Source organism: Pseudomonas sp. GM25 (assembly GCF_000282255.1).
GTDB lineage: Bacteria > Pseudomonadota > Gammaproteobacteria > Pseudomonadales > Pseudomonadaceae > Aquipseudomonas > Aquipseudomonas aphyarum.
On record NZ_AKJQ01000035.1, the window covers coordinates 263,454 to 289,280 of the forward strand.

22 protein-coding genes are annotated in these 25,827 nt (G+C 59.5%); all 22 read left to right on the forward strand.

What is annotated here, in order from left to right:
- Nucleotides 1-5: 5 nt before the first annotated feature.
- The 22 genes from PMI24_RS12490 (at nucleotide 6) to PMI24_RS12595 (ending at nucleotide 25,817) form a co-directional block, all read left to right on the forward strand.
- On the forward strand, nucleotides 6-830 hold the full coding sequence (locus tag PMI24_RS12490; protein WP_007954375.1) for a hypothetical protein: 825 nt from the start codon (nucleotides 6-8) through the stop codon (nucleotides 828-830).
- The gene (locus PMI24_RS28845; RefSeq protein WP_238553821.1) at nucleotides 820-1,164 is read left to right on the forward strand and encodes a hypothetical protein; all 345 of its coding nucleotides are present in this window, start codon (nucleotides 820-822) and stop codon (nucleotides 1,162-1,164) included. The genes PMI24_RS12490 and PMI24_RS28845 overlap by 11 nt, the downstream gene beginning before the upstream one ends.
- Nucleotides 1,161-1,328, forward strand: coding sequence for a hypothetical protein (locus tag PMI24_RS12495; protein ID WP_162130478.1), 168 nt, complete (start codon nucleotides 1,161-1,163; stop codon nucleotides 1,326-1,328). Before PMI24_RS28845 ends, PMI24_RS12495 begins: the two co-directional genes overlap by 4 nt.
- Nucleotides 1,325-1,726: a hypothetical protein gene (locus PMI24_RS12500; protein WP_007954376.1), complete on the forward strand. Its 402-nt coding sequence runs from the start codon at nucleotides 1,325-1,327 to the stop codon at nucleotides 1,724-1,726. The genes PMI24_RS12495 and PMI24_RS12500 overlap by 4 nt, the downstream gene beginning before the upstream one ends.
- Nucleotides 1,723-2,166, forward strand: coding sequence for a hypothetical protein (locus tag PMI24_RS12505; RefSeq protein ID WP_007954377.1), 444 nt, complete (start codon nucleotides 1,723-1,725; stop codon nucleotides 2,164-2,166). Before PMI24_RS12500 ends, PMI24_RS12505 begins: the two co-directional genes overlap by 4 nt.
- Nucleotides 2,167-2,183: 17 nt before the next feature.
- Complete coding sequence (locus PMI24_RS12510; protein WP_045121734.1) at nucleotides 2,184-2,615, forward strand: hypothetical protein; 432 nt, start codon at nucleotides 2,184-2,186, stop codon at nucleotides 2,613-2,615.
- Between the two features lie 27 nt (nucleotides 2,616-2,642).
- On the forward strand, nucleotides 2,643-4,430 hold the full coding sequence (gene tssF / locus PMI24_RS12515; protein WP_007954380.1) for a type VI secretion system baseplate subunit TssF: 1,788 nt from the start codon (nucleotides 2,643-2,645) through the stop codon (nucleotides 4,428-4,430).
- The gene (gene tssG / locus PMI24_RS12520; protein ID WP_007954381.1) at nucleotides 4,394-5,401 is read left to right on the forward strand and encodes a type VI secretion system baseplate subunit TssG; all 1,008 of its coding nucleotides are present in this window, start codon (nucleotides 4,394-4,396) and stop codon (nucleotides 5,399-5,401) included. Before tssF ends, tssG begins: the two co-directional genes overlap by 37 nt.
- 11 nt (nucleotides 5,402-5,412) lie before the next feature.
- Nucleotides 5,413-8,070 carry a type VI secretion system ATPase TssH gene (gene tssH / locus PMI24_RS12525; protein WP_007954382.1) on the forward strand — a complete coding sequence of 886 codons (2,658 nt, stop codon included), beginning with the start codon at nucleotides 5,413-5,415 and terminating at the stop codon, nucleotides 8,068-8,070.
- 10 nt (nucleotides 8,071-8,080) lie between these two features.
- Complete coding sequence (locus PMI24_RS12530) at nucleotides 8,081-9,607, forward strand: sigma-54 interaction domain-containing protein (protein ID WP_007954383.1); 1,527 nt, start codon at nucleotides 8,081-8,083, stop codon at nucleotides 9,605-9,607.
- A gap of 93 nt (nucleotides 9,608-9,700) precedes the next feature.
- Nucleotides 9,701-9,841: a hypothetical protein gene (locus tag PMI24_RS12535; RefSeq protein WP_003229566.1), complete on the forward strand. Its 141-nt coding sequence runs from the start codon at nucleotides 9,701-9,703 to the stop codon at nucleotides 9,839-9,841.
- 18 nt (nucleotides 9,842-9,859) lie between these two features.
- The gene (gene tagH, locus PMI24_RS12540; RefSeq protein WP_007954384.1) at nucleotides 9,860-11,053 is read left to right on the forward strand and encodes a type VI secretion system-associated FHA domain protein TagH; all 1,194 of its coding nucleotides are present in this window, start codon (nucleotides 9,860-9,862) and stop codon (nucleotides 11,051-11,053) included.
- Nucleotides 11,054-11,058: 5 nt separating this feature from the next.
- The gene (gene tssJ, locus PMI24_RS12545) at nucleotides 11,059-11,559 is read left to right on the forward strand and encodes a type VI secretion system lipoprotein TssJ (protein ID WP_007954386.1); all 501 of its coding nucleotides are present in this window, start codon (nucleotides 11,059-11,061) and stop codon (nucleotides 11,557-11,559) included.
- A gap of 2 nt (nucleotides 11,560-11,561) precedes the next feature.
- Nucleotides 11,562-12,893 (forward strand): type VI secretion system baseplate subunit TssK, encoded by a 1,332-nt coding sequence (tssK, locus tag PMI24_RS12550; RefSeq protein ID WP_007954388.1) that lies wholly within the window; start codon nucleotides 11,562-11,564, stop codon nucleotides 12,891-12,893.
- A 5-nt stretch (nucleotides 12,894-12,898) separates the two neighbouring features.
- Nucleotides 12,899-13,774 (forward strand): type IVB secretion system protein IcmH/DotU, encoded by an 876-nt coding sequence (gene icmH / locus PMI24_RS12555; protein WP_007954389.1) that lies wholly within the window; start codon nucleotides 12,899-12,901, stop codon nucleotides 13,772-13,774.
- A 13-nt stretch (nucleotides 13,775-13,787) separates the two neighbouring features.
- Entirely contained in the window at nucleotides 13,788-17,327 is a 3,540-nt protein-coding gene (tssM, locus tag PMI24_RS12560) for a type VI secretion system membrane subunit TssM (RefSeq protein ID WP_007954390.1), read from the forward strand.
- The gene (locus PMI24_RS12565) at nucleotides 17,327-18,055 is read left to right on the forward strand and encodes a PP2C family protein-serine/threonine phosphatase (RefSeq protein ID WP_007954391.1); all 729 of its coding nucleotides are present in this window, start codon (nucleotides 17,327-17,329) and stop codon (nucleotides 18,053-18,055) included. The genes tssM and PMI24_RS12565 overlap by 1 nt, the downstream gene beginning before the upstream one ends.
- A complete protein-coding gene (locus tag PMI24_RS12570; RefSeq protein ID WP_007954392.1) occupies nucleotides 18,052-19,053 on the forward strand; it encodes a serine/threonine-protein kinase in 1,002 nt (333 codons plus the stop codon). Before PMI24_RS12565 ends, PMI24_RS12570 begins: the two co-directional genes overlap by 4 nt.
- A gap of 28 nt (nucleotides 19,054-19,081) precedes the next feature.
- Complete coding sequence (locus PMI24_RS12575) at nucleotides 19,082-21,124, forward strand: type VI secretion system Vgr family protein (protein ID WP_007954393.1); 2,043 nt, start codon at nucleotides 19,082-19,084, stop codon at nucleotides 21,122-21,124.
- 51 nt (nucleotides 21,125-21,175) lie between these two features.
- The gene (locus PMI24_RS12580) at nucleotides 21,176-23,902 is read left to right on the forward strand and encodes a hypothetical protein (protein ID WP_007954394.1); all 2,727 of its coding nucleotides are present in this window, start codon (nucleotides 21,176-21,178) and stop codon (nucleotides 23,900-23,902) included.
- Nucleotides 23,902-24,789, forward strand: a complete 888-nt coding sequence (locus PMI24_RS28560) for a tetratricopeptide repeat protein (protein ID WP_007954395.1) — start codon at nucleotides 23,902-23,904, stop codon at nucleotides 24,787-24,789. Before PMI24_RS12580 ends, PMI24_RS28560 begins: the two co-directional genes overlap by 1 nt.
- Before the next feature lie 566 nt (nucleotides 24,790-25,355).
- Nucleotides 25,356-25,817 (forward strand): XAC2610-related protein, encoded by a 462-nt coding sequence (locus tag PMI24_RS12595; protein ID WP_007954399.1) that lies wholly within the window; start codon nucleotides 25,356-25,358, stop codon nucleotides 25,815-25,817.
- Nucleotides 25,818-25,827: the final 10 nt, after the last annotated feature.

Here is a 25,827-nt window from a genome sequence, read left to right on the forward strand (position 1 = left end):
CGTATATGGCCGAGCCTGAAAAGATCATTAAAGACGGACAGGAATATGTTCCTGCCGGGACAGCTACGAGCACAGAAACCTCTGATGTTGCGCCCGTCGAATTAAAAGTGTGTCGTTGCAATGGGAAGGAAGTTACGACGGTAGCCGGGTACGACAGTGTCCCGAGCTATACCGGAGAGCTCCCTTCACCCCTGCAAATAATGTGGTATGTACCCAAAACGAAAGAACTGCTCAAAGCAAGTTTTTCCGATACGGAGATTCGTGTCTGGATAAAGCAGGCGGCTGAATATTACGGGATCCCGCATATCTTGCTCGCGGTTATCTTGCAGCAAGAGAATGGACCAAAAGGCAGCAAGTTTCTTCAGGCGATGCAATTCGGCGAGCGTTCTTTAACTACGCTGTTGGCAATTGTCGACAATGTGGCCTTTGATGCTGTGCCGGACAAGTTGGCTGGCGGTTCCAGTGGTTTTGCCAATATGAGCCGCGCAACATTGCAAAAATCCGTTCAATACACGGAAAACTATTACTGCAAGAAACCATTGCCTGAAGACGTTCAGTACCGGATTTTTGGTTGGAACCAGGACACGCGAATCCCGGGTGATGATTGGAAGGCAGACCTCTATTATTGCTCCGGCCATCTACGTGAGCTGATTGACCGGGTTACCGGGACTCGCTGTCACTCCGGGACGTTGACCGCCGATCAGCTGAAAAAGGTGATTGCATCCTATAACGGCTCGGGGCCGCTTGCAGAAAAGTATTCAAGCGATGCGATGACGTTGTTGGAGGCAGCGAAAGCCGGTACTGCGTGGTTATACTTTTATGAAAAATAAATTGTCGATATCTACCACCCTTGCACTGGTTGCTGGCACTTTGGCTTTGGTGGCGGGCGTGTGGACTAATATTTTCTCGAATTCACTGATGCTGTTGATGGACGGCGTTAATTTTATTCCATCAGAGTCTTCAATTCTCACCTTTGAACCCTATGAGATAAATCAAGGGTCGTCGTCTTACTGGATCTATGGCAAGGACGGCGAGAATTATTATTATTTTTCTTATGACGCGGTCGCGCCGTACATATTTATTTCCAAAACAAATGTATGTCACGGATTTGATCCCTCGAATTTCATTACATGGTGCAGTGCGAAACAAGGTGCGAAGAAATGATCAGCGGCCAGATCAGTGATCAGTTCAGCCTGTCGATCAAAAGCCCGGCCGCATCCAAAACCATCGACGCGCAGACCTTGCGAAAGGCAGTCGCGAGTACCGAGAAAACTGTAAAAAAAGCTGTTCGTTCATGGGTCATTGCAGATGGTTCTTTCTGCCCATGAATTTTTTCCAGACTGGCTCGATGACGCTCAGAGTGTGGCAGTGCCTTGTCGCTTTTCTGTGCGCGGTTGGTTTGCTGACGATTCTGGTTGGCTTCACGCTGCTGCTGCGAATGGAAAGTTCGACGAAGCCGAAGCTGTTCGCGCATCCAAATGCGTTGTGGGTGGGTGCCGAGGACGGCGGGGTATTCGTTGAAGTTACCAGGAGTGAGGCGCCGGATTATTACGTGGAGATTCGTCACGAGAGTGGCGGTATGTGGACTGAAGGCTGGGTTCGGTACGGCACCCGAGACAGCTATCCGCTCAGCGCCGCAGCTGTCGGCGGCTACGATGGCGTCGAACTCTATCTGTACACGGGCGTCGCGATCACGCCGCAAAAACAGGGAATTGCGCAGCGATGAATATCTACGTGCGCCTTGCTCTGTGTCTGGTGATTCACGCGGTGGGATGCGTGGCCTACGTATTTCTGAACAACGCAGTCGTTGTGGCCTACAAGGCGTTTAACGGCGGATTTACTACCCGTGGGGTGGCGATCGGTATTGCTCACTACATGTTCATTTACATCTTTTTCGGGGTGAACGCGCTGGCCGCGATTATCCCGAAACTGTGGGCCAAGCTGGGCCTGCTCACACTAATGGTTGCCTGGATTCTATTCATGATGATGCCCGACAACCCGTTGCGGGCGCTGTTCTACACCGTGGCTCAGGGCGGGGTGACGTTGCTGGCGATTCTGGCCACGCAGGTCATTGAGCTGCGCCTGGAGAAGCGCGCGTTGATGCGGCAGGCAATGCCTGCGATTGCTTCGCAGGACGTGGTTTCGAAGACGAGGGCTTGCCCGTGATCGGTGTATCGAACCAGATGCCCATCCTCAGCCGCGCGCAGCTGGGTTTTTTCATGGGTGCCTTGTGGACGCCATTCTTGGCCATGCTGGCGTTTTCATCCTATGGCCTGTGGATTGGCGATTATTCGACATTCGATTCGTCCGAGACCCACTGGGTGTATCTGTTGTGGTTCGGCATGCCCGGACTGTTGTTGTTTGCGCTGTGGGGCTCGCGGGCCGCGAAGAGCCGCAATGAGCAGCAGGCGCTGCGGATGGTCTGGCTGGCGCCGTTGAAGTGCATCCCTTTCTACGCGGTGCCCTGGATGCTTTATGGACTGTGCAGTGTGGTCGCCGGGCCCTTCTACAGTGCTTTCATGGCCTACAGCTGGATCCTGCTCGTGCCGTACCTCCTGATCGGCGGTTACGTGTGTGCCGGCGTGACGGTTGCGCTCTACAGGATATTTTTTTGATGAGTTCCACTACCAGGCAGGTAACCCGTGTCCTTTAACCACTACTACCAAAGCGAACTCACCGCACTGCGCCAACTGGGCCGCCGTTTCGCCGAGCGTAGTCCGGCGTTGGCGCCGTTCCTGGGGCAGGCCGGGCGTGATCCGGATGTGGAGCGGTTGCTGGAAGGCTTTGCGTTTCTGACCGGACGGCTGCGCCAGAAGCTCGATGACGAGCTGCCGGAGCTCAGCCATTCCCTGATGCAGCTGCTGTGGCCGAACTACATGCGCCCGCTGCCGGCGTTCAGCATTCTGCAGTTCGATCCGCTCAAGCGTTCCGGGCCGGCGCTGAAGGTCGAGCGTGATACGCCGATTGAAAGCGTGCCGATCGAAGACGTGCGTTGCCGCTTCCGCACCTGCTACCCGACCGAAGTCATGGCGCTGGATCTGGCCGCGCTGAACTACTCGGTGAAGGGCGACGGTTCGCTGCTCAGCCTGCGCCTGGAGATGAGTGCCGACGGCCACCTCGGCGAGCTGGAGCTGAGCAAGCTGCGCCTGCACTTTGCCGGCGAGCGCTACATAAGCCAGATGCTCTATCTGAGCCTGCTGCGCAACCTCGACGGCATCGAACTGATCCCGCTCGACGGCGCCGGCAAGCCGATCGATGGCGTGAGCGGCAAGCCGATGGCGTTCAAGATTCCGGGCGACCGCGTGAAGCCAGTGGGCTTTGCCGAAGAAGAAGCGTTGATCCCGTATCCGCTGAACACCTTCCGCGGCTATCGCTACCTGCAGGAATACTTCGCCTTCCAGGACAAGTTCCTGTTCGTCGATGTCCACGGCCTGGACATTCTCAAGGCGCTGCCGGAAGACACCCTCAAGCAGATGCGTGGCCTGGAATTGCGCTTCGATATCCGTAAGAGCGGCATCATGCGCATGCGTCCGACGACGGATAACGTGAAGCTGTTCTGCACACCGATCGTCAACCTGTTCAAGCACGACGCACTGCCGATCCGCCTCGACGGCAAGCAGGACGAATACCTGCTGCTGCCAGCGGAATTCGATCTCGAAAACTGCGGTGTGTTCTCGGTGGAAACCGTGACTGGCTGGAAGCCCGGCGGCCTCGGTTATCAGGAGTACGTGCCGTTCGAATCCTTCGAGCACGACCCGAGCTTCGACGTGCCCAACAGCCGTCCGCACTACAGCATCCGCCAGCGTTCGTCGCTGCTGCACGACGGCCTCGATACCTACCTGAGCTTCGGTATTCGCCACACCGAAGCCCACGAAACCCTGTCGATCGAGCTGGTCTGCACCAACCAGAACCTGCCGCGCAAACTCAAGCTCGGGCAGATCTGCATGGCCTGCGAAGAGACCCCGGAGTTCCTGAGTTTCCGCAACATCACCCCGGCCACTTCCAGTTTTGCGCCGCCGCTGAACCGTGACTTCCTGTGGAAGCTGATCAGCAACATGTCGCTTAACTATCTGTCGCTGGCCGACGTCAATGCACTGAAGGTGATTCTGGAAACCTACGACCTGCCGCGCTACTACGACCAGCACGCGGAGAAGGTCAGCAAACGCCTGCTCGGCGGACTGAAACTGATCAAGCATCACCACGTGGACCGGTTGCACCGTGGTCTGCCGGTGCGCGGTTTGCGCACCGAACTGACCATCGACCCGGAAGGGTATATCGGTGAGGGCGATCTGTTCGTCTTCGCCTCGGTTCTCAACGAGTTTTTCGCGCTTTACGCCAGTCTCAATTCATTCCACGAGCTGCGGGTAAAAAGCACACAGGGAGAGGTGTACCAATGGACACCACGTATGGGCCTGCAGCCCCTGCTTTAAGTGGGCTGACGAAGGTAATACGCGAGTACTCGCTGTTTCAGGCCGTGCTGCTGGTGATCGACCGGCTGCGCGATGCGCACCCGTACCTGAGCGAAGACGACCTGTACGACCAGCTGGAATTCCAGGCCAACCCGAGCCTCGGATTTCCGCGCAGCGATGTCGATCGTGTCGAGTTTTTCGAAGAGCACGGGCAGATGCGCGCGCGCCTGCGGTTCAACCTGATCGGCCTGGTCGGTTCCGGCTCGCCGCTGCCGGCGTTCTATGGCGAGCAAGCCCTGGGCGACAGCGAAGACGGCAACCCGACGCGTAACTTCCTCGACCTGTTCCACCATCGCCTGCAACGGCTGATGCTGCCGATCTGGCGCAAGTATCGCTATCGCGCGAGCTTCCAGAGCGGCGCGGTCGACCCGTTCTCGTCGCAGCTGTTTGCCCTGATCGGCCTCGGCGGCGACGAGATCCGCAAGGCCAAGGAACTGAACTGGAAACGCCTGCTGCCGTACCTCGGCCTGCTCAGCTTGCGGGCGCACTCGGCGGCGCTGATTGAAGCGGTGCTGCGTTACTACTTCAAACACGAAGACCTGGTCATCGAGCAGTGCATCGAGCGCCGCGTGGAAATCCTCGAAGAACAGCGCAACCGCCTCGGCTTCGCCAACAGCGTGCTGGGCGAAGACCTGGTGCTGGGCGAACACGTGCGCGACCGCAGCGGCAAGTTCCGCATTCACATCACCGAACTCGACTGGGAGCGATTCCACGAATTCCTGCCCATCGGTTTCGGTTACCAGCCGCTCTGCGCGCTGGTGCGGTTCACCTTGCGTGACCCGCTCGATTACGACATTCGCCTGGTGCTGCGCCCGGAAGAAATCCGCGAACTGCGCATTGGCGAGAAGAACGACTGTCGCCTGGGGTGGACCAGTTGGCTGGGCTGCGAAAAAGCAGACGGCGTGGTGACCCTGGGCAGCAAAATTCATTAAGGACGTGAGCCATGATCAACGTAGACCTGCAACAACTCATCCAGGCGCTGGACGCCGAAACCCGTCGCGATCTGGAGCGTTCGGCCGAGCGCTGCGTGGCCCGTGGCGGCAGCAAGATTCTGGTCGAAGACTTGCTGCTCGGCCTGCTGGAGCGCCCGAACGGTCTGCTCTCCCGCGCGCTGCAGGATGCCGACGTTGATGCCGGCGAACTGAGCGCCGCCCTGCAATCGCGGGTCGAGCACAGCGCTTCGCGCAACCCGGTGTTCGCTCCGGAACTGGTGCAGTGGCTGCAAGACGCACTGCTGGTGGCCAACCTTGAACTGGGCCAGACCTCGGTCGAAGACGCGGCGCTGATCCTCGCGCTGCTGCGCAACCCGATGCGCTACGCCGGCAGCCGCTACCAGCCGTTGCTCGCCAAACTGAACATCGATCGCCTGAAGGAATTTGCCCTGTCGCAACAGCCTCAGGCAGCGGCCAACGGCAAACCGGCCGCCCAGGGCGAATCGCTGCTGGAGCGCTTCACTCACAACCTGACCCAACAGGCTCGTGACGGCAAACTCGACCCGGTCCTGTGCCGCGATGGCGCGATCCGCCAGATGGTCGACATCCTCGCCCGTCGCCGCAAGAACAACCCGATCGTGGTCGGTGAAGCCGGTGTCGGTAAAACCGCCATCGTCGAAGGCCTGGCCTCGCGCATCGCTGCCGGTGAAGTGCCGCAGGTACTCAAGGGCGTCGAGCTGCTGTCGCTGGACATGGGCCTGTTGCAGGCCGGCGCCAGCGTCAAAGGTGAATTCGAGCGTCGTCTGAAAGGCGTGATCGACGAGGTCAAAGCCTCGCCGAAGCCGATCATTCTGTTCATCGACGAAGCCCACACCCTGATCGGCGCGGGTGGCAATGCCGGCGGTTCCGACGCGGCCAACCTGCTGAAGCCGGCGCTGGCTCGCGGTGAGCTGCGCACCATCGCTGCGACCACCTGGGCCGAGTACAAGAAATACTTCGAGAAAGACCCGGCGCTGGCCCGTCGTTTCCAGCCGGTTCAACTGCACGAACCGACCGTGAGCGAAGCGGTGACCATCCTGCGTGGCCTGGCTCAAGTCTACGAGAAGAGCCACGGCATCTACCTGCGCGACGACGCGGTGGTTTCGGCAGCGGAACTGTCCGCCCGTTACCTTGCCGGTCGGCAACTGCCGGACAAGGCCGTCGATGTGCTCGACACCGCGTGCGCCCGCGTTCGTATCAGCCTCGCCGCTGCCCCGGAAAGCCTGGAACGCCTGCGTGGCGAACTGGCCGAAGGTGGCCGTCAGCGTCAGGCCCTGCGCCGCGATGCCGAAGCCGGTCTGCTGATCGACCACGAAGCGCTGGATGCACTGGAAGCGCGTCTGGACGAAGCCGAAGCCGAAATGGTCGCACTGGAAACCCTGTGGACCGAGCAGAAACAACTGGCCGAGCGCCTGCTGGAACTGCGTCAGCAACTGGCCAAGGCCCGTGAAGCCGCTGCGGTCGAGCCGGTGGTCACCGTTGAAGAAGACGCCGAAGGCACCGTGATCGAAACCCACGCCGCCGACGTCGACGAAGCCCTCAGCGTCGAAGCGCTGGAAGCGCAACTGAACGAAACCCACAGCGCCCTGACCGCTGCTCAGGTCAAAGAGCGTCTGGTCAGCTTCGAAGTCTGCCCGCGTCTGGTGGCTGAAGTGATCAGCGCCTGGACCGGCGTGCCGCTGGCGCAACTGGCCCGCGAACACAACGCCAAGGTCGCGAGCTTCGCCACCGACCTGCGCACCCGCATCCGTGGTCAGGAACAAGCCGTGCACGCACTGGATCGCTCGATGCGCGCCACCGCTGCCGGCCTGAACAAGCCTGACGCACCGGTCGGCGTGTTCCTGTTGGTGGGCCCGAGCGGCGTCGGCAAGACCGAAACCGCATTGGCACTCGCCGACCTGCTGTACGGCGGCGACCGTTTCATCACCACCATCAACATGTCCGAGTTCCAGGAGAAGCACACCGTTTCTCGCCTGATCGGTGCACCGCCAGGCTACGTCGGTTACGGCGAGGGCGGCATGCTCACCGAAGCCGTGCGCCAGAAACCGTACTCGGTGGTGCTGCTCGATGAAGTCGAGAAGGCCGACCCGGACGTGCTCAACCTGTTCTACCAAATCTTCGACAAAGGCGTGGCCAACGACGGCGAAGGTCGCGAGATCGACTTCCGCAACACGTTGATCCTGATGACCTCGAACCTGGGCAGCGACAAGATCAGCGACCTCTGCGAAGACGGCGCGCGCCCAACCGCCGAAGTGCTGGAAGAAACCATTCGCCCGGTGCTCAGCAAACACTTCAAACCGGCGCTGCTGGCGCGGATGAAAGTGGTGCCGTACTACCCGGTCGGCGGCCCGGTGCTGCGCGAGCTGATCGAGATCAAACTCGGTCGTCTGGGCGAGCGTCTGAACCGTCGCCAGCTGGACTTCAGCTGGTGCCAGAACCTTGTCGATCACCTGTCCGAGCGCTGCACCCAGAGCGAAAGCGGTGCACGTCTGATCGACCACTTGCTCGATCAGCACGTGCTGCCGCTGGTGGCCGACCGTCTGCTCGACGCCATGGCCACCGGTGAAAGCCTCAAGCGCGTGCACGCGACGCTCGACGGTGAAGCCAGCGTGACCTGCGAGTTCGCCTGAGGTGAGTGTGATGTTCACTCAAGTGCCGCAGCCACTGCTCTATGCCGAAGCCTTGCTGGCGCAGTTCGCCAGCCTGTCGCGCGCGGCGGACGGTGCTGCGCTGCTGGGTGACTTCGTGCGCGGTCTGGCCGGGCTGAGCAGTTGCGAACTGACCCAGCTGTACTTGCTGGACGCCACGCACACGTCGCTGGGGATGAACGCCGAATGCCTCGACGGCGTGTTGCAGCCGCGCAGCGCGGCGAGCCTGCCGGCGGACTACAACGGCGAGCAACTGTTGCAGTTCGCTCTGTGCCAGAACCGCGTGGTGTGCTTCGACGACCTGGGCGGCAGCCTGCACGAAACCAGTTTTCTGCCGGTGTCGTCCACGCCGTGGCAGTCGCTGTTGTGCGTGCCGCTGGTCAATCAGCAGAAGGCCGTCGAAGGCCTGTTGCTGTGCGCCAGCCGTCGTCATATCGACCTGCAAGGCTTTGCCGATTCCCTCGGTCAGTTGGGCTCGTTCGTACTTGGTCAGCTGCATCTGTTGCAACGCCTGCGCCAGCCAGTGGATGCGGCCGCGCCGGTCGTGCGCAGCCTGCCGAGTGCCAGCGGCTACGGCCTGATCGGCAAGAGCGCGGCGATGCGTCAGACCTATTCGCTGATCAGCAAAGTCCTGCACAGCCCGTACACCGTGCTGTTGCGTGGCGAGACCGGCACCGGCAAGGAAGTGGTGGCGCGGGCGATCCACGATTGCGGCCCGCGCCGGTCCCAGGCGTTCATCGTGCAGAACTGCGCGGCGTTCCCGGAAAACCTGCTGGAGAGCGAGCTGTTCGGCTACCGCAAAGGCGCGTTCACCGGCGCCGATCGCGACCGCGCCGGGCTGTTCGACGCGGCCAACGGCGGCACCCTGTTGCTCGATGAAATCGGCGACATGCCTCTTTCGCTGCAAGCCAAGTTGCTGCGCGTGTTGCAGGAAGGCGAGATCCGTCCGCTGGGTTCCAACGACACCCACAAGATCGACGTGCGCATCATCGCCGCGACGCACCGAGATCTGTCGGTGCTGGTCAGCGAAGGCAAATTCCGCGAAGACCTTTATTACCGCCTCGCGCAATTTCCGATCGAATTGCCGGCCCTGCGTCAGCGCGAAGGCGACATCCTCGACCTGGCCAAGCACTTCGCCGACAAGGCCTGCACCTTTCTGCAACGCGATCCGGTGCGCTGGTCGGAAGCGGCGCTGGAACACCTGTCCGGTTACACCTTCCCCGGCAACGTGCGTGAACTCAAAGGCCTGGTCGAACGCGCAGTGTTGTTGTGCGAGGGCGGCGAGTTGCTGGCCGAGCATTTTGCGCTGCGCCTGGAGTCGGCGCCGGCGCCGGAAGACCACTGCGGCCTCAATCTGCGCGAACGACTGGAAGCGGTCGAACGCAATCTGTTGCTCGATTGCCTGCGCAAGAACGACGGCAACCAGACGCTCGCCGCCCGCGAACTGGGCTTGCCGCGCCGCACGCTGCTGTACCGGCTCGGCCGCTTGAACATCAATCTGGGTGATTTCGATGGGTAGGCGAAAGTCCGTCGGATTCACCTCGAAAACCTATTTCAGCGCCGCCCGCGAGGGTCGGCGCTTTGTGCTTTGTCTACACCTGGAGACCCTCTGATGTCTGTTCGTCACTGGCACGCTGTCCTGCTGACCCTCGTCGTTCTATGCGGCCTCGGCGGCTGCAGCGGCAATTACAAATTCAACGATAACGATTACCGCCCGTTGGGTGATCCGCAGGCGGTCAATCGCGGCAAGTGACCGCAAGGAGCATCAAACATGGAATTGGTTTTCGAAATGCTGAACACCAAGCAGTTCGTGCCCACCGAGCTGTGCCAGCGGACCTTCAAACAGGCCGGTGGCGTGATCGGGCGGGGCGAGGACTGCGACTGGATCATCCCTGACCGCAAGCGTCACTTGTCCAATCACCACGCGATCGTCAGCTATCGCGAGGGCACGTTTTTCCTGACCGACACCAGCAGCAACGGTGTTCAGGACGGCGACAGCGGCGCACGCCTGCACAAGGGCGAACCGGTGCGCATCGAGCACGGCAGCACCTACGTGCTGGGCGACTTCGAGATTCGCGCGCGCCTGGTGCGCGACCCGGCGACGTTTGACGGTGAAGTCGGCCAGCCACGCGCCGCCGGCAGCATCATTCCGGACGACGCGTTCCTCGACCTCGACCCGCTGAAGTCGCTGGAGCAGCAAGAGCGCGTGTACTCGGAATTCGAGGAGATGCTCGCCCCGGTTACCGACCCTGAAGACTCCCGTCAGCGCGCCGACTACGCGCGCATCGACATGGAAAGCCTGATGGTGCCGGAGCTGATCGTCGAGCCCACGCCTGAGCCGGCACCGGCACCGAAAGCGGTCGAGCGCCAGAGCGAAACCTTCTGGGATAAATTCGGCGCGGCCCTCGGCGTGAACGTGAAGAACCTCAGCCACGACGAGCGTGAAGCCCTCGCGCTGAACGCTGCACGTCTGCTGCGCCAGAGTATCGGCGGTCTGCAACAGAGCCTGCGCACCCGTTCGGAGCTGAAGAACGAGCTGCGTCTGGCCCAGACCACCGTGCAAGGCACCAACAAGAATCCGCTGAAGTTCGCCGTCGACCCGAGCGAAGCGCTGGACATCCTGTTGCAGCCGAACAAGCCGGGCCACTTGCCGGCCGAGCAGGCGATCTCCCGTGCGTTCCGCGACTTGCAGGCGCATCAGGTGGCGCTGCTGACCGCCAGCCGCGCGGCGGTGCGCGGCACTCTGGAGCACTTCTCGCCGGAGCAGCTGACCCTGCGTTTCGAGCGCGACAACAAGCCGTTGCTCGCCACTGCTGGCGGGCGCTGGAGAGCGTTCAACCGTTACCACCATGCGCTGCGTCAGGACGACGACTGGAGCGAGCGCCTGCTGGCCCGCGACTTCGCCCAGGCCTACGAAGAACAGATCCGCCTGATCTCCACCCTCCACACCGACCACCAAGGATGATGCGCATGTCTCGCCGCTCGACCGCTTTTTTCAAGACGCTGACCGCGCTCACCCTGATGGTGCTGCTCGCTGGTTGCTCGTCGCTGTCGCCGTATTCGAAAGTGACCAAGATCAACCTGAAGCTGACCGGCAGCGATCAGTTGAACCCGGACCTCAACGGTCGTCCGTCGCCGATCGTGGTGCGCCTGTTCGAACTCAAACACCCGGTGACCTTCGAGAATGCTGATTTCTTCAGTCTCTACGAACGCGCCAAGGAATCCCTCAACCCGGATCTGGTGGCCAGCGAAGAACTAGAACTGCGCCCGGGTGAAACCGTGGAGCTGAAACTCAGCGTGGAGGAGGGCAGCCGCTTCATCGGCATCCTCGCCGCGTACCGCGACCTGCCGGAAACCAAGTGGCGCCACACATTCCCGATCACGCCGCTGGAAGTCACCGAAGCTGATCTGACCCTGGATCAGGCCGGTATCCGCAAGACCAACGAAGTGCTCGCCAAGGCGGATGACTGATCATGAATACCCATAAAGTCATCTGGCAGGAAGGCATGCTGCTGCGTCCGCAGCACTTCCAGCACAACGACCGCTACTACGATCACCAGATGAAGACCCGCACCCAGTTGCTGGGCGGTTACACCTGGGGTTTCCTGAACCTTGAGATCGACTTGCAGTTCCTCAACATGGGCAAACTGGTGATCAGTGAAGCCTCGGGGATCCTGCCGGACGGCAGCCTGTTCGAACTCGGCGGCAACACCGAACCGCTGGCGCTGGACGTGCCGCCGAACACCGGCAACATGCCGATCTACCTGGCGCTGCCGCTGGTCACCGGTAACCACATCGAGGCCCGTCGCCCGGAGCAGTCCGACGTGCTGGCGCGCTACACCGCCTATGAAACTGAAGTGGCCGACTCCAACGCCGGTGACGATTCGGCCAGCCAGGTCAGCTGCGGTCGGCCGGACTTCAAGCTGTTGCTCGGCGAGCAGCAGAGTGACCAGGCTTACGTGAAGCTGAAGATCTGCGACGTGCTCGACACCACGCCGGACGGCGTGATCAGCCTCGATCCGGACTTCGTGCCGACCTACATTCAGGCCCACGCCTCCAGCTATCTGCTGTCATGCCTGAAAGAAGTGATCAGCATGCTCGGTCACCGGGGCGACACCATTGCCGAGCGCATTCGTTCGAACGGCAAGGTCGGCGGCGCGGAAATCGGCGACTTCATGATGTTGCAACTGATCAACCGCACCGAACTGCTGCTGCGCCACTACCTGGGCCTGGAGCAGGTTCACCCGGAAGAGTTGTACCGCACGCTGTTGACCATGCTCGGCGATCTGGCGACGTTCTCCAGCGACAGCAAACGCCCGCGTCTGGACAGCCGCTACTCCCACGCCGACCAGGGTGCGAGCTTCCGCAAACTGATGGAGTCGATCCGTCAGGTGCTGTCGATGGTGCTGGAACAGCACGCCATCGAACTGATCCTGCAAGCGCGTCAGTACGGGATCATCGTGTCACCGCTGCACGACCACAAACTGCTGGGCTCGGCGTCGTTCGTGCTGGCAGCCAGTGCCAACTGCGACTCCGAAGAACTGCGCAACCGCTTGCCTGCGCACCTCAAGGTCGGCCCGGTGGAGCGCATCCGCCAGCTGGTCAACCTGCACCTGCCGGGGATCAAGGTCAAACCGTTGCCGGTGGCCCCGCGGCAGATCGCGTTCCACTCCAACAAAACCTATTTCATCCTCGAACTCAGTTCCGAAGACCTGGCACAACTCGAGCGCTCCGGCGGCTTCGCGTTCCACGTGTCCGGCGAATTCGCCGAGCTTGAACTGAAATTCTGGGCCATCAGGAACTGACCGACATGATCAAGGACATGGAACACAACCAGGACGACAAAACCGTCCTGCTCGACCGTCAGGGCCATGGCCCGGCGGCGAGTCCGCTGACCGACTTCGCAGCGCCGCCGCGCTTCGAACAACTGGAAGAACGGATGATCTACGCCGCGCGCCTGCGCCCGGCGGAAGCCTTCAACATCAGCCTCAATTCGCTGGTGGCGGCGTCGTCCGAACTGTTGTCGGAAGTGGTGCGCCTCAAGCACAGCGAAACCCGCGAAGACCTCTACGCGCTCAACGAGCGCCTGACCGCCGGGCTCAAGCTGTTTGAAGTACGCGCCCTGCACAACGGCGCCGAAAGCAGCCAGGTGATGGCCGCCCGTTACGTGCTCTGCACCGTGGTCGACGAAGCCGTCGTGACCACGCCGTGGGGCAACGAAAGCGAGTGGTCGCAGATGAGCCTGCTCAGCAGCTTCCACAACGAAACCTTCGGTGGCGAGAAGTTCTTCCAGCTGCTCGATCGGCTGTCGAAAAACCCGGTCAAGCACCTGCCGATGCTGGAGCTGATGTACCTGTGCCTGTCCCTCGGTTTCGAGGGCAAGTACCGCGTGCAGGCGCGCGGCATGCTGGAACTTGAAGGCATCCGCGACGCCCTGTACCGGCAGATCCGTCAGTTGCGTGGCGACGTGCCGCGCGAATTGTCGCCGCAGTGGGAAGGCCTCAACGATCAGCGCCGCAACCTGGTGCGCATCGTGCCGGCGTGGATGGTGGTGCTGTTCACCTTCGTCTGCCTGGTGATGATGTATTCGGGCTTCGCCTGGGTCTTGGGCGAGCAGCGCGACACCGTTCTGCAACCTTATCAGCCGCTTGATCCGGCCGCGGTCCAGCCGCAGTCGCAGCCGTAAACAGGGACGTGTGATGAAAAAGTTTTTCAAGAAAGTCGGCGCCTTCCTGCGCCAGACCTGGGTCTGGACCCTGCTGCTGGTGCTGTTCGTGGCGCTGCTGGTGTGGTTCGTCGGCCCGCTGTTGGCGGTGGATGACTACAAGTTCTGGGAAAGCGCGACTTCGCGCCTGCTGACCATCAGCGTGCTGTTCCTGATCTGGGGCCTGACCATGGTCTTCGTCAGCTGGCGCGCCGGTATCCGCAAGAAAGCCGTCGAAGAAACCGAAGACGGCCAGGATCGTATCCGCCGCGAAGAGTTGATCGACGAAGAGCAGAAAGAGTTGAAGGAGCGTTTCAAGGACGCCCTGAAAACCCTCAAGACCTCGAGCCTGTATCGCGGCCGCAGCGAGCGCTGGCGCAGTGACTTGCCGTGGTATTTGCTGATCGGCCCGCAGGCCAGCGGCAAGACCAGCCTGCTGGACTTCTCCGGACTGGAATTCCCGATCAACAAGATCGACCGCAAGCTGACCCGCGACACCCACGGCACCCGTCATTGCGACTGGTACTTCGCCGATCACGGTGTACTGATCGACACCGCCGGCCGTTACCTGACCCAACCGGATTCGGAAGTCGACGGCAGCGCCTGGACCACCTTGCTGGAACTGCTGCGCAAGCGTCGTCGCGGTCGTCCGTTGAACGGCGTGCTGGTGACCATTCCGGTGGAAACCCTCACCAGTGGCAGCGAGCAGGACATCGACACCCTGGCCCGCCAAGTGCGCGCGCGTCTGCAAGACGTCTATCAGAAGCTGCACGTCGACGTGCCGGTGTATCTGGTGCTGAGCAAGGCTGACAAGCTGCTGGGCTTCGACGAGTTCTTCGACCAACTGACCCGCGAAGAAAGCGATCAGGTGCTGGGCACCAGTTTCCGCAAGGATCAGCTCGGCACCGACGTGGCTGTGCTGCGCGGCGAATTCGAAGAGCTGCTGCGTCGCCTCAACAGCCAGGTGATCATGCGCATGCACTCCGAGCGCGACACCCAGCGCCGTGGCCGCATCCTCGACTTCCCGCACCAGATGGGCCAGATCGGCGAGCGCCTGTGCCTGTTCGTCGACATGGCGTTCACCGGCAACCGCTACCAGCGTGCGACGCTATTGCGTGGTTTCTACCTGACCAGCGCACCGCACCTGACCCACGAAATGGATTCGACCACCGCCGGTATCGGCGCGAGTCTGGGCATGAGCGCCGGCGTGTTGCCGACACTGCGCAGCGGTCGTTCGCGTTTCATCCACCATTTGCTCAGCCGGGTGATTTTCCCCGAGTCCGACCTCGCCGGTCTGGACAAGCGTGAGCGCAGCCGCATCCATTGGGGCCAGCGTGCGTTGTACGTCGGTGCACTGGGCGCGCTGGTGCTGTTCGGCATGCTCTGGGCCGGTGGTTTCTCGGCCAACTGGGAGCGTCTGGAAAACCTGCGCAACCTGGCGCAGAACTGGACCCAGCAGCGCACGGCACTGTCGCCGCGTGATGACGCCATGGGCACGCTGAAAACCCTCGACACCAGCTACGCCGCGACTCAGGTGTTCCCGAAGAAGGGGGACGCTGCGTACCACGAGCGGATGGGGCTGTATCAGGGCCAGGACGTCAATCCGGTGGTCAAGGAGGCTTACGAGCGCGAGCTTGAAAAGCAACTGCTGCCACGCGTTGCAACCATGCTTGAAGGCCAGATCCGCGCCAACATGAAGGACCGCGAAAAGCTGATCAACAGCCTGCGCGCGTACCTGATGCTGAACATGAAGGATCGTCGTGACGCGGCGTGGCTCAAGGATTGGGTCGCTACCGACTGGTCCCAGCGCTACAACGGCAACACCGCGGTGCAGAACGGTTTGAATGCGCATCTGGAGCGTCTGCTGAAGCTGCCGTTTATCTATCCGCTCAACGAGCAACTGGTGACTCAGGCGCGTCAGGTTCTGCGCAGTGAATCGCTGGCAAACGTGGTTTATCGCATGCTCCGCGAGCAGGCGCGCAACCTGCCGGACTATCGCTTCAGCCAACACCTCGGGCCGCAGGGCTCGCTGTTCATCGGCACCGAATACGTGATCCCGGGCTTCTACACCCAGACCGGTTATCAGCAGTATTTCTCGGTACAAGGTGCGTCGCTGGTGACCGACATCCTGCGTGACAACTGGGTGCTGGGCGAAGGCGCCGGCATCAGCGACATGGATCTGCGTCGCCTGATGGTCGAGCTGGAGCAACTGTACTTCCGCGACTACGCCAACTACTGGAGCGAGGCCGTTGGCCAGGTGGCACTGCCGCCGATCAGCGATGCCGGTGAAGGCGCCGAGCAACTGGCGGGCCTGACCTCGGCCAACTCGCCGGTGCTGGCGTTGCTGACCGAAGTGCGTGAAAACACTCGCTTCCCGGCGGCTCCCGAGCCGGTGGATGAAGCCGGTGATGCCGCCGATGCATTGGCGGGTCAGAAGGGCAAACTGGGCAAGGTCGGCAAACTCGCTTCCGCTGTCGCGGACAAGGCTTCGGCCATGAACGTGGCGAAGAACCTGCCGGACACCGCCAAGAAGTCCCTGCAACGTCGCTTCGAACCGCTGCACAAGTTGCTCGACGACAACAACGGCCCGGCCGCTGACCTGACCCCGGCATTCACAGCGCTCAACGACCTGCAACTGCAACTGGCGGGCCTGGCCCGTTCCAGCACGCCGGAGCAGGCCGCGTTCGAACTGGCCAAGACCCGCATGAGCGGCCAGCGTGATGCGATGACCAACCTGCGCAATGCGTCCGGTCGCCTGCCGCGTCCGCTGAGCGTGTGGTTCAACGTGCTGGCCGAAGACTCGTGGCGCCTGGTGCTCAACGATGCCTACCAATACCTGAACGGCCGTTATCAGAACGAGCTGTACAGCGTGTATGGCAAAACCATCAGCAAGCGTTACCCGTTCAGCGCGTCGAGCACCAGCGACGTGGCGATCAGCGATTTCCGCGAGTTCTTCCGGGCTCAAGGCACCATCGACCGCTTCTTCGACAGCTACATGCGTCCGTTCGTCAGCGGTGATCCGGGCAACTACCGGATGCGCAGCATCGACGGTCGCAGCCTGCCGGTGTCGAAGGTGTTCCTCGACCAGATGGCGGCTGCACTGAACATTCGCCAGAGCTTCTTCTCGATCAACCCGGCCGAGCCGACCGTGCAGTTCAAGCTGGAGCCGTACACCCTCGATCCGGCGGTCAGCCGTTCCGAGTTCAAGTTCGGCGACAAGACCATGGAATACCGCCACGGTCCGATCCTGCCCATGAACTTCAAGTGGCCGACCGATGCTGAAGACGGTCGCACCAGCCTGGTCATGGACAAGATGGCCGGGCGCCCGATCGGCATCGAGAAGAACTCCGGCCCGTGGTCGCTGTTCCGTCTGTTCGACCTGATGCAGACCGAGTACCTGACCGGTCGCGACGTGCTGGTGCTGAAAGCCGACGTAGGTGGACTGCGCGCCAACTACCTGCTGACCAGCCAGCGCACGCCGAACCCGTTCGACATGGGCGTGATGCGTACCTTCCGTATGCCGGTGCAGCTCTGATGCTGGTGGCCAGTCCTTGGCGCAGCGCGGCGCGAACCGACCCGGGCAAGGTGCGGTCGCGCAACGAAGATGCCTTCCTCGACACCCCGCAGCATGGGCTGTGGGTGGTCGCGGACGGCATGGGCGGTCATCAGGGTGGCGATATCGCCAGCCAGTTGATCGTCGCCAGCCTGGCTGAACTGCCGCAACACGAGGACTTCGACGAACGCCTCAAAGCCATCCGGCAGTGCCTGCACTGGCTGAACCGGCGCCTGGGGCAGGAGTTGACCGTCACCGCCGGGCGTCACGACAGCATCATGGGCAGCACCGTCGTGGCGTTGCTGGTGGACGGCAATCGCGCGGCCTGCATCTGGGCCGGCGACAGCCGTTGCTACCTGTGGCGCGGGCAGCGGTTGTATCAGCTGTCGAAGGATCACTCGCTGCAGCAACAACTGATCGACGAGCAGCAGATGAGCGTCGAACAGGCAGCGGCGCACCCGGCAGCCCAGGCCTTGACCCGGGCGGTCGGCGCGGCGGAACAACTGACGCTGGATGTGCTGGAACTCGAAGTTTATCCGGGCGATGTGTTCCTGCTGTGCAGCGATGGTTTGTATCAAGGCCTGAGCAGCGACGCCCTCGGCAACGCCCTCAGCCTGGCGGCGCCACACGTGGCGCTGGAACGTCTGTTCGACGGCGCCCTGCGTGGCGCCGCCCGGGACAATCTGACTGCCGTGGTGATCCGCCAATGACTGAACTCGAATCCTCAGTCGACGACTTGCTGATGAGCGAAGAGCAGGCCAACAACCTGACCTATTTCGCTTTTGCAAAGCAGCACAACGCCGAACCCGCGCTGGCGCCGACCAAGGCCAGCGTCGGCGAACTGCCGGATGTTCTGGCAGGCCGTTACCACCTCGAGCGCCTGCTCGGGGCCGGTGGCATGGGTGCGGTTTACCGGGCCCGGGATCTGCTGCACGAACAGTTCGGCGATCCCGATCCTTACATTGCGCTGAAAATCCTCAGCGAGGAATTTGCCGAGTCGCCGGACGCCAGTGCCTTGCTCTACAGCGAGTTCGCCCTGACCCGACGCCTGCGCCACGACAACGTGCTGCGACCGCACACGTTCGAAGTGGACACCGATTGCCAGCGGGCCTTCATCACCATGGAACTCATGCGTGGCCTGACCCTGGACAAACTGCTCTGCGAGCGGCCGCTGGGCCTGCCGTGGAAAGAACTGCGCGACATCGCGCTGCCGCTGCTCGACGCGCTGGCCTACGCCCACCGTCGCGGCGTGCTGCACGGTGACATGAAGCCGAGCAACGTCATGCTCTGCGAAGACGGCGTGCGCCTGTTTGACTTCGGTCTCGGGCAAGCCGAGGAGGGCATCCTGCCCGGCCTGCCACACCTGAGCCGCGAGCGCTTCAACGCCTGGACCCCGGGCTACGCCGCCCCCGAACTGCTTGAGGGCCAACCGCTGTCGGCCAGCGCGGACGTGTACGGCGTGGCTTGCGTGATCTATGAACTGGCGGGCGGCAAACACCCGTTCCGCCGCTTGCCCTCGACCCAGGCCCGAGACGAACACCTGGATCGCGAACTGCAAGCCCCGGCACATCTGCCGACACACTGCTGGCCCGCGCTGCGCACCGCGCTGGCCTTTGACGCGGCAGAGCGCAACATTTCTGCCGACCAATTGCGTGACGCCTTGGGCGCCACTTCGTCCTGGCTGCAGCGTTTGCGACTGCGGGCGTAACGGATGACATTCGAACAGGGAGCACTTTATGTTCAACCCAGCTAACGAAACGCACTTCAGCCTGACCGTTGAAGATTACGTAGGCGACCTGCAAGTGCTGTCGTTCACCGGCACTGAAGGCATCAGCCAGCCGTTTCGTTTCGACCTGGAACTGGTCAGCGAAAACCCGGATCTGGACCTGGAAAAACTCCTGCACAAACAGGCGTTCCTCGCCCTCGATCCGCAGGGCTCGGGCATCCACGGCCAGATCTACCGCGTCGCCCAGGGTGATGCCGGCAAGCGCCTGACCCGCTACAAAGTCTCGCTGGTGCCGCAGTTGCAATACCTGCATCACCGCACCAACCAGCGCATCTACCAGCAGATGTCGGCGCCGAAAATCATCGCGCTGATCCTCGACGAGCACGGCATCAAGGGCAATGCCTACAGCTTCCAGCTCAGCCAGCCGTGCCCGGACCGCGACTACTGCGTGCAGTACGACGAAACCGATCTGCACTTCGTCCAGCGTCTGTGCGAAGAAGAAGGCATTCACTACCACTTCCAGCACAGCAAGAAGGGCCATTTGCTGGTGTTCGGCGATGACCAGACCGTGTTCCCGAACCTCGGCCAGCCGACAGCCTATGTGCAGGGCAGCGGCATGGTCGCCGAAGAGCCGGTGATCAAAGGCTTCAAGCTGCGCCTGGAAACCCGCACCAGCCGCACCACCCGACGCGACTACGACTTCGAAAAACCGCGCCTGCAAATGGAAGCGGCCTACAAACCGGACGGCGAGAGCACTGAACCGGATCTCGAAGACTACGACTATCCCGGCCGCTTCATCGATCGCGCGCGCGGCAAGTTCCTCAGCCAGCGCGCCCTCGAACGCCACCGCGCCGACTACCGCCAGGCCGAAGGTCGCGGCGACCAGACCAAACTGGTCAGCGGCCACTTCATGGAAATGTCCGACCACCCGCGCAGCGAGTGGAACGACCTGTGGCTGCTCACGGAAATCTTCCACGAAGGCAAACAGCCGCAAGTCCTCGAAGAGTCGGTGACCAGCGATACCACCGACAACAAGGACGACTTCCACCAGGGCTACCGCAACACCTTCCTCGCCACCCCGTGGGACGTGTTCTACCGCCCGGCCCTCGAACACCCGAAACCCCGCGTGCTCGGCAGCCAGACCGCCATGGTCACCGGCCCCAAAGGCGAAGAAATCCACTGCGACCAATACGGCCGCATCAAGGTGCAATTCCACTGGGACCGCGAAGGCCAGGCCGACGACAAAACCAGCTGCTGGCTACGCGTCTCCAGCTCCTGGGCCGGCGACCGCTACGGCGCCATCTCCATCCCGCGCATCGGCATGGAAGTCCTCGTCACCTTCCTCGAAGGCGACCCCGACCAGCCACTGGTCACCGGCTGCCTGTACCACAAGGAAAACCCGGTGCCGTACGCCCTCCCGGCGAACAAGACCCGCAGCGTCTTCAAAACCCTCAGCTCCCCGGGCGGCGGTGGCTACAACGAACTGCGCATCGAAGACAAAAAAGGCGCCGAACAAATCTTCATCCACGCCCAGCGCGACTGGGATGAAAACGTTGAGCACGACCAGAAAATCCGCGTCGGCAATGAACGCCATGACACCGTGGTGAAGAACACCTACACCGAGCTGAAGGCCGAAGAACACCGCACCACCATCAGCGACCGCAAGATCGAAGCACGGATGGACGACCACCTGACCATTGGTGAGAACCAGCATGTGAAGCTCGGGACTGCGCAACTGACCAGTGCCGGGAAAGAGATTCACATCAAGGCTGGGGACAAGATTGTCATTGAGGCGGGGACTGAGCTGACGATTCTCGGCGGCGGCAGTTTCATCAAGCTCGATGGCGGTGGTGTGACGGTGGTTGGGCCGGTGGTGAAGATTAATGCTGGCGGGTCGGCGGGGAGTGGCACCGGGATCGGGATCAAACCGCCGGTGCTGCCGGGGGCGGCGGATAAGGATAAGGCGGGGAGTTTGATGGATCAGGCGTTGTTGAATGCGCCTGAAGAACAGGTCAAACGCAAGCCGAAACGAATGCTCAATTTTTCCGGGTAAGACATCGACGGCAATCCAAGCCACCAGGGATCAGAATTCAGGTAATTGGTAATGACAGAGACAACGAACAAAATTCAAAAATGGTCGTATCCCCTGAAAGTGGGGACAGCCGAAGCGACCGATCCACAGCAGTTCTACAAAGCGTTAGCTAAAGCGAAGGATGGTTACTACCCATTGGGGGCCAATGGTCTTTGGCATGGTGGCGTTCATTTCGATGAAGCCTCGGGCTTGGTGCAGGATTTGGCGGAAGTTAAATGCATCGCTGACGGTGAAGTAGTTGCTTACCGTATTGATAGTACGTACCCGAAATCCGCCTACAGTACGGCTGAGGCTGAGTTTTCGACTGGTTTTGTATTGGTTAAACACCGTTTGGAAGTGCCCGTGCAGCCAGCATCTCCAACTGCTGCTGGACAGCCCGCTCCGCCACCAGCATCTGGTCCAAGCCTGACCTTTTTTAGTCTTTACATGCATTTGTTGCAGTGGAAAAACTACGAAGAAACTTCAGCCTTGCCAAGGCCAGCCTTTTGGGGGGGAGGAGCGTTGCAGGTCAAAGCAACCGCCGACGACGAAATCCTCGGTTTGCGTGTTCGCCAGGAACCGCGTGGTAAGCCAGGGTATGCAACCGTGTTAACGGTTTTGAACCGGGGTACGGTGGTCGAGACGGGCGAAGAACAAAATGGTTGGCTCAAAGTGGTCAGCGTCACGCCGGCCAACACCGATCTTCTGCCCGGTGCAGGCTGGGTCTTCAAACGAGAAATGACGGCGGGTCCGACACCCAACACTTACGTCATTGGCACCTCTGCAAAAGACCCGATGGATCCACCTCAAAAAGGTCTCGTTGTTCGGGCTTCTGCAAGTCAGTCAGGCGCGGCTAAAGCCATCTTGCCCCACGGCACGCAAGTCAGAATCGGGAGCGACGGGACGCGTGGGAAGTACCAGAAACTTTTAGAGATCGTCAGCGGGAATGCTGTTCCTCCACTGGCACCTGCCGAGATGCTCGGGTATGTCTGGGAGGGGCAGCTTGAAGGCAAAAGTGAGCCGGCCGCAAAGGACGCTGTGCACGTTCTGACCACGCCATTCCCGATTACGGCGGGGAGTCTGATCGGGCACGTAGGCAAGTATCAGAACCATTCGGATTCGGCCCCAAAGAATCTGCTGCACGTTGAGGTATTTAGCTGCGAAGACGTGAAGGCATTCACCGAGTTGAGTAAAGAAAAAGCGGCGGGAATGCCTGCCGCTGGAAAAACGTTGGTCAAAATTCCGAAAGGCAGCGTTTTAGTTACCCACAAGGAAGGAATGAACGCGACAACTCCCCCTAAAGTGACAGATCCGAACAAAACGGTTGGCTACGATTTTTTTGTTCCTGTCGGAGTGTTGAATTCGTTGCCCGCAGAGAAAAAAATAAAAGCTCCAGTGGTTATGGGGGGAACGACCACCTATACGTTTTGGTGGCGTTTGGATGGATTGCTGGGTGATGCCGAGGGGAATGAAATCAGCGGCTGGTTTGCAGAGCCGGACACTTCTCTCTCACGCCACTCCCCATTTGAATGGGAAGGTTTCAGTTTCATAGAAGAAGTGGGTAGCAACGTGGATCACCTTTCTGCTTTTCTTCATGCGCAGGAAAGTCTGAGTGAAGAAGAGCGAGCCACCTATTCACCAAACATCGGCAACGCTGAAGAAGGCTCCACGAAACAACGTTTATATAAAATCCTTGATGGGAACGGGGACAAAAAACTCACTACCGATGAAATAAAAGCAGCGTTGGGAAAACCATGGTTTTCTCAACCAATCTCTCTTATGGTGACGCGTTACGAGAACGAGTGGCTCTACGAGCCCGGAAAATGGAACGCACTCGATGAAATAATGGGGCATACGGATTCTGATCCGAATAAAGCCTGGCAAGAAGAAAAATTCCGAATTGAACGCTTGGGATGGTGGGACAAGTTGGCGGGCCAGCACGCTATCGATGACTCAAAGGTGTGGCATATCCATCCTGTAGCGTTAATTGGGAATTTTGCTGGAAAGTCGGAGCGAGAGCTGATAACTCGAGCAATGTTGAAAACTGCCAAGCCTAGTATTACTGATGATTATTGCGAATCGATACTCCCGTTCTTGAATAAATATGCAAGGTTATACAGGATTGATACTCCTTTAAGGATTGCTCACCTTTTGGCTCAAGTTGGGCATGAAAGCGGATTTAAGATCAGGCAGGAAAACCTTAACTATAACGCTGTTCGAATGAGGGAGATATTTGGCTGTCGAAATAATCAGAGTGGTTATAATGCGGCACAGGATGAATGTATTATTTTGCCGAGACTACGTCCAAAGCTATGGAGCGAAGCTGCGACATACGCACATAATGCTTTAAATCTTGGAAGTTATGTTTACGCTGGCAGAAACGGTAACGGGGACGAGGCAAGTCAGGAAGGTTACAAGTTTCGCGGGAGGGGAATCATTCAATTGACGGGTAAGTCGAATTACCAAGAATACACGCGTATCCATAATCAAAGGGATCCTTCAGATCCGAAGGACTTTGTAGCCGATCCTGATTTGATCGTTAACGAGTTGAAGTACGGAATTGAATCGGCTTTTGTTTGGTGGGACATGAACAGGATGAATGATTTTATTGCGAATTCTTATGCGGCCCGAACAGAAGCTAATATTTCTCTCCACGTGGCCGACGTTTCGACGAAGGTGAATGGCGGAACGATCGGTTTGGCTGAAAGGGTAACCTTGTTTAATAATCTGCGTGGAATGGTCGAGTCGGAGCTGAATTAATGAAGAAAATTATTTTATGTCTGTTTTTTGGATATTCAGCATTATCATCGGCGGAAAGTAAAGTCTATACCTTGGATCCGGCATTCAACACAGCTGGAAAAGCAGAATTCGTAACGGTCGAAGGCGATCGCGGGCAAACGCTAAAGGGAAGACTTATAGCTCAGAATGGAAAGAGTCATGAACTTCCAGATGCTTGTGAACCGGAGGGCGGGGATGCTGAACTGAATGACGCCTTCACGGTTAAAGGCAAAAAAACATATTTTTTGTTTACTTGTGTGTGGCCTGTTCAGCATTCGGGTATCGGACTTAATGGGAAACAGTTTGAGACCTTTGTTTACACCGCGAGCGGCTTGACTTCACTCGAAAAAATACAATCGATGTCACAGTATCTGTCCGCCTATGAGGGTAGCCTTGAGGAGGGCGGCAACAGCTATGCTTGGTATACGCAACGTAAGCTTGCCACCGAGAAAATAACTGAAATTGAATCTGGCAAAACTGCTGACTCTCTGGTGTTGGCGCATAACATTGTTCTAGTCCGTTTGAAGGATATGGATTACGATGCCATTAAGTCTTACTTGAGGCCTGAACGACTGGAGCAGTTGAAATCGGATTATCCTCTTGGGTCTTCTACAGTCGTTGCTTACAATGATTTTGGTTATGCTTTGGCACAGGCGGGTGAGTACGAAAAGGCTTATCAGCTATTGGCTCAGGTCGAAAAAAGTTTTCCTGATAGAGTTGTTCTGAAACTCAATATTGCTGATGTATTGTGGGAAATGGATAAGGCCCGATCCACCGCCTATTACAAGAGTTATGTTGACCTGATGACTGAAGCCGGAAAAACAAAGCTTATTCCTGCGAAGGCTTTCGAGCGCAGTGTGGGGGAGTGAGCTGAATCGAGAAGGGGCAGATTTAATTATTTGGCTCGACGTTATTAACGTCTGACGGGGGGCTTAAATAAATCTGTCCACTCTTTTATAGCAGTTGAAGGCATCTTCTGTGGTTAACGAGTTTCGATAAATATGAAAAGTCATATTTTGGTTTTTTGGCGTTATTTCCTTTCGCCGCCCACAGCGCAGTCATCAGCGAATCACTCTGCTTCGAACTATCCGAAACCAGTCCGGTAAAGTTTGAGTTCCGTACCTTTTACGACGCCTCCAGCAAATGGTCAGGCGGGTTCGTAAAGTACGCCAAGTCCAGTGAGCCAATTTCCATTGTGTTGACGGATACCCAGAACGAAATGCTCGGCGCCGATGCCCCTTGGCAGAGCACCAGAAGCTGGTCTGAAGTCATCAGCGGCAAGGTCTCAGGGACCTACGAGCTCGTGACTCAAGGAACGCAGATCGTCTCGATGACGTACACGAAGAAGTCCAACGGCAAGGTTTACTATTTCGGAAATAACACCAGCGTCGACTCCTCTCTAGAGTCCGGATGCAAGTGGGAGTAGGGCGAACACATGAGATCAAAAACTCTAGCAGTATCACTGCTCGGCCTGCTGTGGACGATGCCGGTGTTAGCCGAAACAACTATCTTCAGCCCAACCAAAGGCGTCGATGCGACGCTGGTTCTCGAAGGTTCCAAGCTGAGTGTCGCGGTTAAAAGCGAAGCACATAGCGAGTCGCGGACAATCGATTTTCAAGCCGAAAACGAACTCCATCTGCAGATCGATGATTTCAATTTCGACGGTGCCAAGGATTTCGCGATCCGGCAACTCGATGACGGCATGGGCACTTACGACTACTACCGGGTGTTCATCTACCAAGCCAGAACCGGCACCTTCGAAGAATTGCGGCCGGATTGCGGCGATGGCTTCGTCAACCTGCGCGTAGACAAAAAGCGTAAGGCGTTGCTCAGCACTTATTGGGGCGTGAACGGGCCAGAGCAATGCGTCACCCGGTTCGCCAAACGCAAAGCCTGAATGACTCAAG

Coding starts and splice junctions, on each gene's coding strand:
- tssJ (WP_007954386.1), top strand. CDS start 11,059: ATGTCTCGCCGCTCGACCGCTTTTTTCAAGACGCTGACCGCGCTCACC.
- PMI24_RS12510 (WP_045121734.1), top strand. CDS start 2,184: ATGCCCATCCTCAGCCGCGCGCAGCTGGGTTTTTTCATGGGTGCCTTG.
- tagH (WP_007954384.1), top strand. CDS start 9,860: ATGGAATTGGTTTTCGAAATGCTGAACACCAAGCAGTTCGTGCCCACC.
- PMI24_RS28560 (WP_007954395.1), top strand. CDS start 23,902: ATGAAGAAAATTATTTTATGTCTGTTTTTTGGATATTCAGCATTATCA.
- PMI24_RS12500 (WP_007954376.1), top strand. CDS start 1,325: ATGAATTTTTTCCAGACTGGCTCGATGACGCTCAGAGTGTGGCAGTGC.
- PMI24_RS12575 (WP_007954393.1), top strand. CDS start 19,082: ATGTTCAACCCAGCTAACGAAACGCACTTCAGCCTGACCGTTGAAGAT.
- tssK (WP_007954388.1), top strand. CDS start 11,562: ATGAATACCCATAAAGTCATCTGGCAGGAAGGCATGCTGCTGCGTCCG.
- PMI24_RS12570 (WP_007954392.1), top strand. CDS start 18,052: ATGACTGAACTCGAATCCTCAGTCGACGACTTGCTGATGAGCGAAGAG.
- PMI24_RS12490 (WP_007954375.1), top strand. CDS start 6: ATGGCCGAGCCTGAAAAGATCATTAAAGACGGACAGGAATATGTTCCT.
- PMI24_RS12580 (WP_007954394.1), top strand. CDS start 21,176: ATGACAGAGACAACGAACAAAATTCAAAAATGGTCGTATCCCCTGAAA.
- PMI24_RS12530 (WP_007954383.1), top strand. CDS start 8,081: ATGTTCACTCAAGTGCCGCAGCCACTGCTCTATGCCGAAGCCTTGCTG.
- PMI24_RS28845 (WP_238553821.1), top strand. CDS start 820: ATGAAAAATAAATTGTCGATATCTACCACCCTTGCACTGGTTGCTGGC.
- PMI24_RS12505 (WP_007954377.1), top strand. CDS start 1,723: ATGAATATCTACGTGCGCCTTGCTCTGTGTCTGGTGATTCACGCGGTG.
- PMI24_RS12565 (WP_007954391.1), top strand. CDS start 17,327: ATGCTGGTGGCCAGTCCTTGGCGCAGCGCGGCGCGAACCGACCCGGGC.
- tssG (WP_007954381.1), top strand. CDS start 4,394: ATGGACACCACGTATGGGCCTGCAGCCCCTGCTTTAAGTGGGCTGACG.
- PMI24_RS12595 (WP_007954399.1), top strand. CDS start 25,356: ATGAGATCAAAAACTCTAGCAGTATCACTGCTCGGCCTGCTGTGGACG.
- PMI24_RS12535 (WP_003229566.1), top strand. CDS start 9,701: ATGTCTGTTCGTCACTGGCACGCTGTCCTGCTGACCCTCGTCGTTCTA.
- icmH (WP_007954389.1), top strand. CDS start 12,899: ATGATCAAGGACATGGAACACAACCAGGACGACAAAACCGTCCTGCTC.
- tssM (WP_007954390.1), top strand. CDS start 13,788: ATGAAAAAGTTTTTCAAGAAAGTCGGCGCCTTCCTGCGCCAGACCTGG.
- tssH (WP_007954382.1), top strand. CDS start 5,413: ATGATCAACGTAGACCTGCAACAACTCATCCAGGCGCTGGACGCCGAA.
- PMI24_RS12495 (WP_162130478.1), top strand. CDS start 1,161: ATGATCAGCGGCCAGATCAGTGATCAGTTCAGCCTGTCGATCAAAAGC.